At 59.8% G+C, this 14,053-nt stretch carries 13 protein-coding genes; 2 read left to right on the top strand and 11 right to left on the bottom strand.

Features of this window, described 5'->3' with window-relative positions; all coding sequences use genetic code 11:
* Positions 1 to 27: 27 nt before the first annotated feature.
* The 7 genes from GQ39_RS14685 to GQ39_RS14715 form a co-directional block, all read right to left on the bottom strand.
* A complete protein-coding gene (locus GQ39_RS14685) occupies positions 28 to 849 on the bottom strand; it encodes an SDR family NAD(P)-dependent oxidoreductase (protein WP_047531025.1) in 822 nt (273 codons plus the stop codon).
* Positions 850 to 879: 30 nt separating this feature from the next.
* Positions 880 to 1,698, bottom strand: coding sequence for an enoyl-CoA hydratase/isomerase family protein (locus tag GQ39_RS14690; RefSeq protein WP_047531027.1), 819 nt, complete (start codon positions 1,696 to 1,698; stop codon positions 880 to 882).
* Positions 1,695 to 2,666 carry a hypothetical protein gene (locus tag GQ39_RS14695; protein ID WP_020300811.1) on the bottom strand — a complete coding sequence of 324 codons (972 nt, stop codon included), beginning with the start codon at positions 2,664 to 2,666 and terminating at the stop codon, positions 1,695 to 1,697. Before GQ39_RS14695 ends, GQ39_RS14690 begins: the two co-directional genes overlap by 4 nt.
* Before the next feature lie 46 nt (positions 2,667 to 2,712).
* Complete coding sequence (locus GQ39_RS14700; protein WP_047531029.1) at positions 2,713 to 5,244, bottom strand: efflux RND transporter permease subunit; 2,532 nt, start codon at positions 5,242 to 5,244, stop codon at positions 2,713 to 2,715.
* 35 nt (positions 5,245 to 5,279) lie between these two features.
* Positions 5,280 to 6,410, bottom strand: a complete 1,131-nt coding sequence (locus GQ39_RS14705) for a YCF48-related protein (protein WP_047531031.1) — start codon at positions 6,408 to 6,410, stop codon at positions 5,280 to 5,282.
* Between the two features lie 95 nt (positions 6,411 to 6,505).
* A complete protein-coding gene (locus GQ39_RS14710) occupies positions 6,506 to 7,864 on the bottom strand; it encodes a DUF1329 domain-containing protein (protein WP_047531033.1) in 1,359 nt (452 codons plus the stop codon).
* A 30-nt stretch (positions 7,865 to 7,894) separates the two neighbouring features.
* Entirely contained in the window at positions 7,895 to 9,556 is a 1,662-nt protein-coding gene (locus tag GQ39_RS14715; protein ID WP_047531036.1) for a DUF1302 domain-containing protein, read from the bottom strand.
* Between the two features lie 420 nt (positions 9,557 to 9,976).
* Between GQ39_RS14715 and GQ39_RS14720 the strand changes: the two genes are divergently transcribed.
* Complete coding sequence (locus GQ39_RS14720; protein ID WP_047531038.1) at positions 9,977 to 10,822, top strand: SDR family oxidoreductase; 846 nt, start codon at positions 9,977 to 9,979, stop codon at positions 10,820 to 10,822.
* Positions 10,823 to 10,901: 79 nt separating this feature from the next.
* Complete coding sequence (locus GQ39_RS14725; RefSeq protein WP_047531040.1) at positions 10,902 to 11,786, top strand: DMT family transporter; 885 nt, start codon at positions 10,902 to 10,904, stop codon at positions 11,784 to 11,786.
* Here GQ39_RS14725 and GQ39_RS33355 read toward each other — a convergent pair.
* From GQ39_RS33355 to GQ39_RS14735, 4 genes are all read right to left on the bottom strand, one after another.
* Positions 11,776 to 12,150, bottom strand: coding sequence for a hypothetical protein (locus GQ39_RS33355; RefSeq protein WP_232243799.1), 375 nt, complete (start codon positions 12,148 to 12,150; stop codon positions 11,776 to 11,778). The genes GQ39_RS14725 and GQ39_RS33355 overlap by 11 nt on opposite strands.
* Positions 12,135 to 12,602 carry a hypothetical protein gene (locus tag GQ39_RS33360; RefSeq protein WP_224788052.1) on the bottom strand — a complete coding sequence of 156 codons (468 nt, stop codon included), beginning with the start codon at positions 12,600 to 12,602 and terminating at the stop codon, positions 12,135 to 12,137. Before GQ39_RS33360 ends, GQ39_RS33355 begins: the two co-directional genes overlap by 16 nt.
* Before the next feature lie 125 nt (positions 12,603 to 12,727).
* Positions 12,728 to 12,976, bottom strand: a complete 249-nt coding sequence (locus GQ39_RS33365) for a hypothetical protein (RefSeq protein WP_224788051.1) — start codon at positions 12,974 to 12,976, stop codon at positions 12,728 to 12,730.
* Positions 12,973 to 14,010, bottom strand: coding sequence for an amidohydrolase family protein (locus GQ39_RS14735; RefSeq protein ID WP_047531042.1), 1,038 nt, complete (start codon positions 14,008 to 14,010; stop codon positions 12,973 to 12,975). Before GQ39_RS14735 ends, GQ39_RS33365 begins: the two co-directional genes overlap by 4 nt.
* Positions 14,011 to 14,053 lie beyond the last annotated feature (43 nt).

The raw sequence follows: 14,053 nt of genomic DNA on the forward strand, positions 1-14,053 counted from the left end.
CACCGCACAGGGTGCGCCGGGCAAGGGTTACATGCCGGTGCGACCCATCTGCGCAAACAGCGCGCGCATCGCCACCAGGGAGGGGGTGTGGCTGCTGAAACCGCCGTCGGCGACCAGCGTGGTGCCGGTGACGAAGGAGGATTCGTCACTGGCCAGGAACGCCACCACATCGGCAATCTGCCGAGGCGTGCCCAGCTCGGCAGTGCAGTGGTTGTCGCGCAGGATGTCGAGCAAGGGTTCAGGCATGGCGTGTTCCGAAGGCGCCAGGCCGATCTGCACGGCGTTGCCGCGAATGCCTTGTTTGCCGTATTGCGAGGCGACCATGCGCGGCAGCATCATCAGCCCCGCCTTGGAGGTGGCGTAGCCGGTCAGGGACATATCGCCCTGCATGCCCAGACCCGAAGTGGCGAAGATAATCGAGCCCTTGCCGCTCTCCAGCATGACCGGAATCACATGTTTGGTGCACAGCACTGCGCCGCGCAGGTTGACGGCGATGGCCCGGTCCCAGGCCTGCATGTCGAGGTTGACAAAATCGCGGTCCAGCTGACGTTGCTCGGCGTTCAGGATCGCCGCGTTGTTGTGCAGAATGTCGATACGGCCAAAATGCTGTTTAACCTGAGCAACCATCGCCCGCACGGCGTCTTCCGAGGACACGTCAGTGGCGATTGCCAAGGCTTGATGACCCTCGGCGAGGAGTGATTGGGCCACGGCTGTGGCCCCCTCGAAATTGATATCGACCACCGCAATACTTGCACCATGCGACGCCAGCACCCGTGCGCACTCAGCGCCCAGGCCGCCACCGGAGCCGGTAATAATGGCCACTCGCCCTGCCAGTTTTCCTGTGCTCATGTTCTATTCCTTATTGTTTTGGGTGGCGCTTTACTCGCCGGTAAACCGCGGTTCGCGCCGCTCGCTGAACGCCTGGGCTGCCTCTCGGGCATCCTTGGTCGGGGCCAGCAAGGCGAACAGATCAAGCTCCAGATCCAGGCCACGCTTGAGGTCCATGTCCAGTGCCGCCCGAGCCGCTTGTTTGACAAAAGCCGACGCGGTGGGTGGTTTGCTGGCGATGCGCTGAGCAAAGGCTCGCACTTCGTCCACCAGGCTGGCATTGTCACTGGCCAAGCGACTGACCAGGCCAATGCGCTGCGCTTGTTCGGCGCCCACCCGGTCTCCAGTGAGCAACATGTCCAACGCCTGGCCCGGTGCAACCACTCGGGAAAGCCGTTGCGTACCACCGCCGCCGGGAATCAGCCCCAGGCCGGTTTCCGGCAGGGCGAACACGGCATCGGGCGCGGCGAAGCGGATGTCACACGCCAGCACCAGTTCCAACCCACCGCCCATGCAATAACCATGAATGGCAGCGATCACCGGTTTGCTGATGCCATCCAGCGCTTCGATCCAGCGCACCTGTTCCATGCGCTGCCGCACTTGCAGGCTCGATTCCGGGCCACGGCGCTCCTTGATATCAGCACCCGCACAAAAGCCTCGCTCACCTTCCCCGCGAATCACGATCACGCGAATGTCCGGGTCTTGCTGCAACAGCGCCAGTGCTTGCGGCACGCCCTGACGAATATCGTCGTTGATGGCGTTGATCTGCCGGGGCCGGGTCAGTACCACCCAACCCACCATGGCATCACGCTCAAGGCGCACCGCATCGTTGATCAGCACGGGAGACTGCGGTTTTTGCGCTGTGCTCATACAGGGCACTCCTCGAACTCGAAGACCTGGCCATTGAGTTCTTGTGGGTCGATCTTGATCAACGCACGGCCGCCGACGGCCTCTGAGGATTCGATCCACTGGAACCGCGTGCCGCGTGACCGCAGATCCTCGGCCTTGGCAGCCAGATCGTTGACACCGATGCGGATGTAGTACGGACCCGGCCCCCAGTTATTGACGTAGTGGCCGGCGTCGGTGTTCCAGTAGGTCGCCTCGAGCACATCGAGGGTGGCACTGTTCGGCACGGTGAAACCCATACGCGCACGGCGGTAACCTTCGCTGCCGATGCTCTCGACCGGCCCGCTCGGTTCCCAGTCGAGGTTGGTCGAGACCTTACGCAGGGTTTCATCGAGGTCGCGTACCAGGAAGCCACGGGCGGTGACGCGGACCATGTCGCCGGGCTTGAGATCACGCGGCTGCATCGGTGGCAACTGATAGGTTTCCGGCGGCATCTGCAAAGGCTCGGTGGGCATGATCTCAATGCACAAACCGCCATCCACAGTGGGTTGGTAATACGGTTGCTCGGGAGTAGCACCCAGCCACAAACGGTCGAACGGCATTTCCGGGGTGCGCTGCGCCATGCGGAACGGCAAGCGACGACGCATCAGTTTGTCTACCAGCGCGTCGAACTTGTCCCCGTGCAGGGCCAGCACGATGGAGTGCGTGATCATCGGCCGATGATGCCCCTGGAAATCTTTCAGGCTTTCCAGAAAGTCATGGAACAACGGATCACCGGGGTTCGGCCGATCCAGGTGCCACTGCGGTTCGATGCGCGTAGGCGACACCGCGAGGGATTTGTGTACCCGCAGGAAATGCGCAATGTACGGGTGATTATCGAACGCCTGGCGCCAGCGTTCGTGTTTGTAGATGCCGAGCTTGTCGACCAACATTTCCGTCATGCCGTCCGGGTCCGGAACCATCATGTCGGCACTCATCAATAACTCGAACATTGTTCTCTCCTTGCAGTTGCCAGCCAGGTCTGTGCCCGGCTATTAGTCAGCGGACACGCCGGGGTAAGGCGAGCTCGGTCAATAGGGGTGTAGGTGCGCTGGCCGCGGGTTTGCGCGGTTCCTGTTGCGCGCGCGCGTCCTCCAGATCGAGGGTCACGCCGGCCTTGGAGTTGCCTTTCGGGTTGAGCAGGTAATGCGAGAGTGCCGGGATCAGCACCAGCGCACCGAGCATGTTCCACAGGAACATGAAGGTCAGCAGAATGCCCATGTCCGCCTGGAACTTGATCGGCGACCAGGCCCAGGTAATCACCCCGGCGGCCATGGTCAGGCCAACGAGGGCAACGACACGACCGGTGAAGTCCAGCGAGCGGCGATACGCAACCGCCAGGCTACCGCCACGTTCCTGCACCGCCAGTTGCACACTGAGTAGATACAGCGCGTAGTCCACGCCGACACCGACACCCACGGCGATCACTGGCAAGGTGGCTACTTTCAGGCCGATCCCCAACCAGACCATCAGCGCCTTGCAGATGATCGTGGTCATCAGCAAAGGAATCAGCGCCACCAGGGTTGCGCGCCAACTGCGGAAGGTCAGCAGGCAGAGCAAGGCCGTAGCGCCATACACGGCCAGGTACATGGTGATGATGCCCTTCTCTACCTCAATGTTAGTGGCAGCTTCGATCCCGGCGTTACCCGCAGCCAGGAGGAACTCCACAGGCTGTTCAGCGCCAGCGACCGTGTTGTTTTCCTTGGCGAATTCTTCAGAGACCTTCAATACCCGGCTCAGGGTGTCGGCTTTGTGATCGGCCAGATAGGCGATCAATGGAGTGACCGAGCACTGCTGGTTGGTGATCCCCGGAGCAGAAATCATCGCCGCGTCCACCGCCGAGTTGGTGATCGCCTGGTCACGGCTTATGCTCAGCCATTTCGGGCTGCCTTCCGCCATGCCGGAGCTGATCATCCGCACGGTTTCGGCCAGCGACTGGGTCGTCTGTACACCGGGCGTCTGGCGCAGCCGCCAGGCCAGTTTGTCCATGCTTTGCAACGACTGGTATAGACGGCAACTGTCTTCATTGGTCTTCATGATGACCACGAACTGGTCACTGGAAAGTCCGTAGTGACTAGTGATGTAGGCGTTATCGCGGTTATAGCGCGAATCCGCACGCAACTCCGGCGCACCGGGATCGAGGTCGCCCACCTTGAGATGCATCATCACCACGCTGCCAATCAGCGTCACCACCAGCGATACGGCAATCACCGCCGTGGCCATCGGCCGTTCCGTGAAGCGATCCAGGCCGCTCCACAGACGCCCGAGAAAACCCCGGTTTTCTGCGCCGGCCTGATCTTTGGCGATGGCGATACGCGCGGCTTTCTTACTGACGCCCAGGTACGACAGCGCCACCGGAATCAGCAGCAGTTTGGTGAAAATCAGCACGGCGACACCGATGCTGGTGGTCAGGGCCAGGTCGCGAATCACCGGAATATCAATGATCACCAGCACGGCAAAACCAACGATATTGGTCAGGAGCGCAGTCAGGCCTGTGAGAAACAAACGGCGGAAGGTATAGCGTGCAGCGATGTATTTATGGGTGCCACGGCCAATGTCCTGAAGAATGCCGTTCATTTTTTGCGTGCCATGGGAAATCCCGATGGCAAAAATCAGGAACGGCACCAGGATCGAGTAAGGGTCCAGCTCGTAGCCGAGGATTTGCATCAAACCCAGCAGCCACACCACCCCCGCCACCGCCACGCTCACCAGCAGCAACGTGCTGCGCAGGCAGCGGGTATAGAAATAGACGAACAATCCGGCGATCAGCACCGATGCGCCAAAGAACAGCATGACCGAATACAGGCCGTCGATCAGGTCGCCCACCAGCTTGCTGAAACCGACAATGTGGATGCCAACCTTGTCACTTTCCAGCGAGCGAATCTGCGCTTCCAGTTGCTTGGAAAAATCACCGTAATCCAGGGGTTGTCCGGTCTGCGGATTGGTATCGAGCAGCGGCGCGACGATCATGCTCGACTGGCCGTCGTTAGCCACCAGGTTGCCAATGATCCCGGAGCGCATGATGTTGCGGCGCAAGGCCTTGATCGACTTGTCGCTGCCGTCGTAATCCGATGGCATGACCGCACCGCCATCAATGCCCTCCTCCGTCACTTCTTTCCAGCGAACGATGGGCATCCACAGCGATTTCATCCAGGAACGGTCGATTCCCGGAATCAGGTACAGGGTGTCGTTGACCTTTTGCAGCGCCAGCAGATAGTCGGCGTCGTAGATATCACCGGATTTGTTTTCCACCACGACGCGAATGCTGTTACCCAGGCCTGGCAACTGGTTTTTATAGGCCAGGTAATTCTTGATGTACGGGCTGGAGCTGGGAATCATTTTCTCGAAGCTGGCATTCACCTGAAGCCTTGTAGCAAAGAAGCCCAACACCACGGTGGCGAGCAAGCAGGCAACGACAACCACCATGCGATGACGGAATATGACCCGTTCAAACCAGCCACCGGAGTTTTTGTCAAAGTCCTCCAGGTTGGCAATCACTGGCATCCCGCTGTTGAATTTTTGCTCGACCATTTTTTCTTTCTCGTAGGGGAATCGTGCCGAGGGCTTTAGTTGGCCTGGGCGATATCGATGACCTTGGCGCCGCTGAAGCGCGTGACAAGCAGGCTCCCAGCCTGTTTGGTGGCACTGGCTGCATACACCTCGCCTACCCGCGCATCTGCCAGCGGGGTGACCTGCAAACTCTGCCGGTCAACACTGACCAGTTGCCCACCCTGGCTCACGACGATCAAGGCATCACCCTGCTCGACAATGCTGACCAGGCTGCTATTGAGATTGGTTGCCACAGGCTGCCATTGCTGGCCGTCATCACGGCTGGCAAACAGGTTGCCGCGCAGTCCGTACGCCAGCAGCAGACCGTCGAAGGCGCGGACGCCAAAGTAAGTGCCGGTGTAGGGCGTATCGATTTTCACGAAACGTTGTTGCTGACCATCCAGCCGCAGCAGCAGACCCTGCTCACCGCCGATGTAAAAAATGCCCGCATGTTCCGCCAGGCCATACAGGTGCATGCGCCGATCGTTGTCACTGCGCTCGGTCCACGGCTGCCAGTTCTGGCCGTCATCCGTGCTGTGCAACAACATGCCGAAGGCACCCACTGCAAATCCGTTGCCGTGCTCATCGAACATCACATCGAGAAAGGGTGCGGCCAATACGTCCGGCGTCGCCGAGGTACTGGCGGCCATCGCTACTTCCTTGAGCATCTGGGCGGCGACTTCATCGCCTTGTTCAGCGCGAGGGCCGTAGTAAGCGTTAAGCAAGGTCAACAGGCGGCGCCCGTCGAGTTGCACTTGCCAGCTGTCACCGCCATCGGTGGTGTGCATGACCACCGCATCGTGACCGACGATCCAGCCATCACGCTCGCCGCGAAACCGTACTTGCACCAGATCGCTAGACACCGGGCTAGCGACCTGTTGCCAGGTGCGGCCTTCATCGGTGGAGCGCTGGATCAACCCGTGCAGGCCGACGCCGATCATCGTGTTGCCTGCCGTGGCGACCGACAGCAAAGGTGCGGGCAGGTGTTCATCGACCCGCTGCGCCGGCACGTCGAGCGAATCGGCCGACAACGCGACGGCGCTGTAGGCAGGCGTCGTCAGCAATGAGCTCGCGCCGACCGTCAACGCGACAGCCAGGAGCAGGCGCGAAGTAGAAAGAAGAAAAGAAGCAGGGCAAGGGCTAGTCATTATTTTTATTCCTTAACCATCCCGCGTGGCAAACCCACCTGTTCTGCCTGCCCGGCTTGATGCGCAAACCGGCAGGCAGGACAGGTGAAATCACATCAGCGCTGGGTGACCCGAGCCACAATGGCTTCAGGATTCATGTCACGCTCGGAGAGTGGTTTGTCGATGAACTTGTAGCCGCCTTTCAAACCATCGTTGAGCAGCGCGTACATGCCTTTGTTGAAGTCATACACGACGTTTTTCACGTTGTAGGGAATGTTTTTGTCGTAGAGCTGGACGCCGCTGAGGAAGATCGAGCGATACAGCGCGCCGCTCTTGTCCCAGGCGTCATACAGGCCGATGCCGAAAGTATCTTCATCCAGGTAGTAAGTGCGTTTGCTGTAGACGTGGCGCATGCCCGGCTTCAACGTCGCTTCCACGACCCACACCCGGTGCAGCTCCCAACGCTCGTTCGCCGGGTTGGCGTGGTGCGGCATGAACTGATCTTCCTGCTTACCGACGCCAAAGTAGAATTTGTAAGCGTTGTAGGGGATGTACATTTCCTTGCGACCAACCAGCTTGTAGTCAAAGCGGTCCTGGCTGCCGGAGAACATTTGCAGTTCGTCGAACAACGTCACACCGCCCTGGCTGGCCACGGGTGTATCGAATGCAAATTCCGGTGCCAGTTTTACCCGGCGCTGGCCTGGGGAATAACTGAACGAACGACGGGCCTTTGCCAACGGATCGAGGAAGTCAGTGAGCACCACCACTTCACCGGAGCGCCGGGCCGGATAGTCATTGCGTGAGAACACCCGTGCATACATCAGCGGATCGCGATCCGTTTGAGTCACCTGGTAGTACGGAGTTTCTTCGAACGTCGCCTGTTCGGCGGTCTTGGTGATCGAGCCGTTGGCGTCGACTACCCAGCTATTGGACGAAGACGTGGTCGAGTAGCCGGTGCCTATCTTGTAGCGCACCTGTTGGTTCCACATCACTTCGTTGCCGGTCTTCGGGATCGGGAACGGCAAGCCGCCACGGCAGGACGGATCGACCGCCAGGCCGTCTTTCTGGATCTGGCAGCTGCTGCCATTACGCACGGTGGCATCGAGTACGGCCTGGGGATAGGCCGTCGTACGGTGGCTCGGGTAAATGTCGATGTAATAGGTCGGGTACTTCTTGATCAGGGTCTTTTGCCCTTCACTGAGTTTGTCCGCGTACTGGTCGACGTTTTTCGCATCAATGCGAAACAGTGGTTTTTCATCCTTGAACGGGTCGACCCAGAACCCGCTGTCCGGTACGAAGCCGGCCGGTGCCTTGGTCAGTCCGCCGTCATAGGCCGGAATGGTGCCCTCGGCGTTCCCCGCCTTGATCGCCCCGAACGGGGTAAGCGTTTTACCCAGCTCCGAAGCGTCACCGGCTGCCAGGGTGTAGGTGGCCATGCTCATCAGGGCAATGGATAGGGCAAGTTGTCGTTTCATGAACACATTCTCCGATTCTTGTTGTATTTGTCAGAAGGAGGTCTTGAAGGTAAACGCCAGCCACCCGCGGTCGGTACCACCCACTGGGCCGTTACCGGCCACGGTGCCGTTCGCCAGATTCTTGGGTTGTGCCTTGGTGTCGGCGTAACGCAGCCCGAACTCATAGAGTTGAGCGTAGGTAGCTTTCAGCCCGATCGAGTAAGACAGCGCGCCTTCGTTCCCGCCACCCGCCGTGGGCGCGTTGCCATGCAGACCGTAGTTAACGGTCAACGGAACATCCAGGTCCCAGGACGGAAAGATCGAAATGTACTGTGGCGTGTAGTTCACGGCAACGGCGTAGTAGTTCTTCGACGAACAGCCATCGGACTCGCTGCCCGAATCTGGAATGCCCGGGGTTCTGCCATTGGTGCAGGCCGCCGTACCGACGCCCTTGTACAGTTCTTCATGTTCCGTCACGCGTTGCAAATGGCTGTAGGCGAATTCACCGACCAGCGTGGCGTTATCCGAAATGAAGTTACGTGGCACGCCGTAAACGGCGTTGGCAATAAAGTGGATCGTGTCACCGCGAGGACCTTCATCATCCAGAGCGCTGACACCGGTGGCGTTCAACGCGCCGCCCATGCGGTAGGACAGCTCGGAACCCACCGCCACGGTATTGAAGACCCGGGCGAAGCTGAGGCCCGCGAGCTTCACGCCACGTGGGTAAACCACGCGATAGGAACCCAATGCCGCTTTGACCTGCGGAGCCAGCCAAGGCTGGTAGTCGTCGAACTGACGGTAGTAGGCGCCGAAGGTCGATTCGATTTCTTCGACGTTGAGTTTGCCCATCACACCCCAGTTCTTGCCGTCACGACCGAAGCGCGAATCCTGACGCTGCAGGGTGGCGCCGTTGGCGGCCAGCGGCAGCTGGTCCGGACCTTCGAACAGTGGGTCGGCGCCGCCGAAATAGGTGCCACCAAAAGGGATACGGGTTGGCTCCCACTCATAGAAGTATTGAGCAGCTACCGAGAGTCGGTCGGTAACTTGCGCCTTGGCCGACACTTGCCCGACAGGCAGGAACACTTCCTTGGTTTCGATACCCGGGCTGGTGGAGGCTTTAACGCCATCGCTCGGAGCTTGAGAGTAAGACACGGCGTGCGCGCCAAAGAGCAGGCCTTCACCCCAGTAGTTGGTATGGCGACCGACTTTCACGTTGACCGGCGTGTCGCCGATGTTGAAGTTGCGCCAGACGAACGCATCGAGAATCTCGCCCGAAGGCCCGTTCATGTAGCGATCGACTTCACTGCTGTACTTGTTGTTGTGATAGCTGGTGGCGTAACCCGGGATGTTACTGCTCACCGTATCGTCGTGGTACGCCTGGTCAAACCAGGCGGCAGCACTGAGTCGTGCACCCCAGTCGTTCAGGTAGGAAAAGTCGAATTCACTGAACAGATCGAGACGATTTGTAACAATATCGCCTTTATCGAACTTCCCGTCCGACTCGTCGTAGTTCGGCGTATTCATGATGCGGTGGTCTTGACTGTCGGTCCGCATACCCAGGTTGTAACGGACCGTATTGTCCCAACGCACGCGGTAGTCTGGGTTCGACATGTCGAACGAGGCCGCCATCAAACCCTGTGCACTGCCAACCATCAACAGTGTCAGCGCACCTTGAGTCAGCACCCGCCGACCCTGCTTGGTCTTCTGTTTCATACACACTACCTTTTATTTTTATTGTTCAGTCGTTATGTGCGTTCAAGCAGTCATTGCAACGATCTGCAAACCCTACAGGATCGTTGCAAGTCTCGCCTGGACAGTCCGCTCAAGAGGCCTGGCACGCTCCAGGACCACTTTCCTCCTCAGCTGAAAGCCACCGTAACGGATCAGAGCCAACAATTCCACATAAAGATTTCAATTCTATATACAGAATTTCTAACCCGTTTCCCTGGAGGGAAGTTTCGGCCAGGGGCGATGCCAGGCTAAATACTGCACACAAAATACATAAACGTTCAAATAATCTTTGACGCTTTTCACCTTTGGGCTTTCAATAGCTCCGACACACCCCTTGAATTCGGCGTGTCCGGCATGAAAAACGGCAGTTGAACCGGCAGAAAAAAAACAACAGGAGCCAGCATGAACATTGATTTGAGTGGCAAGCGCGTAATCATTACGGGCGCGTCCCGGGGCATCGGCCTGGCCATCGCCCGGGCGTTCGCGGCGGAAGGGGCGCGCGTAGCGATTTGCGCCCGCAGCGAGTCAGCCGTCCGCGAAGCCGGAGAGGAGCTCTCGCAGCATGCCCAGGCGGTCATAGCCCGTGCGGTCGACGTCACCGACAGTGATGGTGTCAAAGCTTTCGTGGCGGAAGTTGCACACGCCTGGGGCGGTGTCGATGTGCTGGTGAACAACGCCGGTCAAGGTCGTGGCGGCAATCTCGATACCCTGACACCCGAGGTCATCCTCGAACACGCCAACATTCTGCAGATGGGCCACTTCCGTTTCGTCCAGGCCGTGGTGCCGTTCATGCGCGAACAGCGCTGGGGGCGAATCATCGAAATCAATGCCCTCGCCGGCGCGATTCCTACGCCCGACGGCATTCCTTCGGTGATCAACCGCGCATCGTGCATCGCCCTCTCCCGCTCTTTGGGCATGTCGCTGCCCAAGGACAACATCCTGGTCAACAGCCTGAACATGGGCTGGATCGACACCGGCCAATGGGACCGTCACTACAAGGAAATGGGGCCGGGTGTCAGTCGTGAGGAGTTCGATGCCATGGTGATGAAAGTCGTGCCGCTCGGGCGCTACGGCAAGCCAGAAGACGTGGCGGGCATGGCACTTTTCCTAGCCAGCGAATATGCCAGTTTTATCAGCGCGGCCTCGATCGACATTGCCGGCGGTATGGGCGGCCAGATTGCTTACTTCCCGACCCTCAAGCGGGATTTCGCCGTGGCCATCGCGGCACGAAACGCTGCCAGCGAATAACGCGAGCATTCACTGACTGCCGTGAACGCGGCAGCAGTCCTGGTGCGCTCTGCGCGCCCTCAACGTTGGCGCGTCCTCGATGAATCTGCTGATACCTGTCCTCGCCACACTGATCTGGGCTGCCAGTACGGTGGTCAATCGCCTGTCGGTCGGGGTGATCGACCCGGCAGCCATTTCCTTCTATCGCTGGCTGATCGCGTTGCTGGTGTTATCGCCGGTGTTGTTGCCCAGGGTCTGGCGCTTGCGTCGGCAGATTCGGCCGCACCTGCCAAAGCTCGGGGTGCTGGGGCTGCTCGGCATGTCGCTGTACCAATCGTTAGCCTACTTCGCAGCGCACACGATCAGTGCCACCTCCATGGGCCTGATTCTGGCGACCATGCCGCTGCTGACCGTGCTCCTGGCCTTTCCGGTGCTCAATACGCGACCGACCGCGACACTGCTGGTCGGCGCGCTGATTTCATTTGCCGGACTGATCTGGTTGCTGACCGCCGGCGACTTGTCTTCGCTGTGGCAGCATGGCGTTGGCCAAGGCGAACTGCTGATGTTGCTGGCGTCGCTGTCGTACGCGCTGTACTGCGTGCTGGTGAAGCGCTGGCAGATTCCCCTGCCGACCTGGGAAAGCCTTTATGTACAGATAGCCTGCGGCACCTTGCTGCTGGTGCCGCCCTTTTTACTGGCACCGTCGATTGCCCTGACCGCCAGGAACATTCCGCTGGTGCTGTTCGCCGGCCTGTTCGCCTCGGCGTTGGCCCCCGGTTTGTGGATGCGCGGCCTGCAGACCCTTGGCGGAGAGAAAACCGCGGTTTTGATGAACCTAGTGCCGTTGTTTACCGCGGTATTGGCGATTGTGCTGCTTGGGGAAACCTTGCACCTGTACCACGCCGTGGGTGGCGGATTGATTTTGCTGGGGATTGGATTGGCACAGTGGAAACCCGCGCGGGTGCTGGCTCGGATCACGACCTGAGCGACACGCGCTGGCCTTGCTCATCCTCCAACAGGTGCTGATAGGCTGGCGTCAACGGCCGGGCGCCCTGCCCCAGGGTCGACGTGCGGCGCTGCTTGCGCCCGTGGGTGAGCAAACGCACGGTATCGAAATCTTTGGCGGCGGCAAAAAACCGCTCCACCATCGGTAACCCGGTCTGTCCCCAGTCATCCATGTTCGACATCCAGGTCTGCATGCCCCAGACCGGCCAACGCCGCAACTGCTCCCAGGCGGCGTCCTGGCCCAGCACGCCTTCGGCACCGAGGCTGGTCAGTTTATCCCGGTACACCTCTAACAGGCGCCATGCATCGGCGCGACGCTCCGCCACGGTCAGCGCACCCAGCATGAAGTACGTAACGTCGCGCCATGGCCGGCCGTATCGGGCGAGTTGCCAATCCATCCAGACCCACTGGCCGTCGCTGCGTAAAAAGCTGTTGCCCTGATGGGAGTCCCATGGATCATACAGCCGGGTGACGTCTGCTCCAGTTCGAAGGCAGCCAGTTCGTCAAAGGCATGGCTGAACAACTCCGGTTTCTCGTACATCCATGTCGGCAACAGTTGCTGGTATTCCGGTTTGCGCAGATTGACCTTGATGTAGTTGTACATGCGCAGCAGGCCGTCGCTGTCCACCGGGTTGTCCATCGACTGTGGCAGCCAGCTTTGCCTCTGCAATTGCCGACTGTTCCAGGTTGCCGCGTGCAGCGTCACAAGTGACTCCAGCCCCCGGGCGACCCCGTCCATACCGAGGCGATCGGTGCTGTGACCGAAATGCCCGACGGCCAGGCCGAGGTCTTCCATCACCACCACACCACGAGCACCGCCATTGGCGTCCCAGTCGGTGAAATAGAGGGCTGGCAGCGCCGCGTCGGGCCATAAAAGCGCGCTTCCAGCTCACAGATATCGCCGCTCTCGAAACCCTCGGATCAGTTCGACTTCAGGCACACATGCGGCGGAATGCCCGCACGCTGGCCGACCTCGTTCAACTCGAGTCTGGCGCGGAGTTTGGTGGTGTGGCCGTTACGGACCTCGACCACGGTCAACGCCAAGACCTCGATGCCTGGGTAGCGCGGCTGTAATAACTGCGTGAGCCACGTCGCATTGACCTCGCCCAGTTGCCGAGGCAGGCGCCCGCTACACTGCGGGTATGGCCGCCCCAGCGGGCTAGCCGTCACGGCGTCAGCACCCGACCAGCGTTGGCCGGCACCTTCAGCTTGAGCAGTTCGATCGCGTTACCGCTGCGAATCCGCTCGCGGTCTTCAGCGGACAAGCCGATGCCTTCGGTCAGATCGCCATGGTCATACGCACCACCAAAGTTGGTGCCGTACAACAGACGCTCCGCGCCGACCACCTCGGCGACACCGCGGCGCAAGCCGGGCGCATGAACGTCAAGGTCGAAGTAAAAGTTCTGCAGGTAATCCATCAACGGTCGCTGGTTGCGCGAGTCCGGTGCCATGGCCCGGTTCAGTTCGCTCAGGCGTCCCAACTGGAATACCGCCATGCCACCGGCGTGGGTGATGTAGGTTTTCAACGTCGGGAAAACATCCAGTGCGCCGCCGCAGATCAGGTACCAGAAGAACAGCGTTTCATCGACGCAGTCACCGACGATGGAGGTGGTTTCGAACTTGTCGTCGGTGTGTTTTTCGCCCCAGTAAATCGACTGGTTGAAGCCATGCACCATGATCGGTACATCCAGCTGGGTGAGTTTTTCCCAGACGGGGAACAGGCGTTCGTCGTGAGCCTCCAGACCATTGAAGTTGGCCCCGCCGACGCACACACCCTTGGCGCCCAACTGAGTCACCGCGCGTTCAATTTCCTTCGCAGCGTTTTGCGGGTCCGCAAGGTTGGCGTGGCACCAGAAATCGAAGTGGTCGGGATCAGCCCGGCAAAATGCCGACAACTCGTCGTTGCAAATGCGCGCGTATTCATTGGCGAAATCACCCGCCCAATACATAAAACAGTGAGACGGCGTGGACATCACCAGTTTGTCGACACCCCGCTCGGCCATTAGCTTGCGACGGCTGGCGTGGCTCATACGCGCGAGGATATTGGCCTGCGCTTCGGCATCCGTCGCGGCTTTGGCCGGTTGCTTGGTGCCGAGGGAAAAATGCCCCACGGTCAGCCCCTGCACTTTCATGAATGGCCCCCAGAACTCGTGGCGGTTCAGCATGCCCTCAGTCAGCAAGTGGGCGTGGACATCAATCAGCATGGCGTTCTCCTTGTTGTAATTAGCCAGCAGACCGAACGACCCG

Source organism: Pseudomonas sp. 11/12A, from assembly GCF_000800055.1.
GTDB lineage: Bacteria > Pseudomonadota > Gammaproteobacteria > Pseudomonadales > Pseudomonadaceae > Aquipseudomonas > Aquipseudomonas mohnii.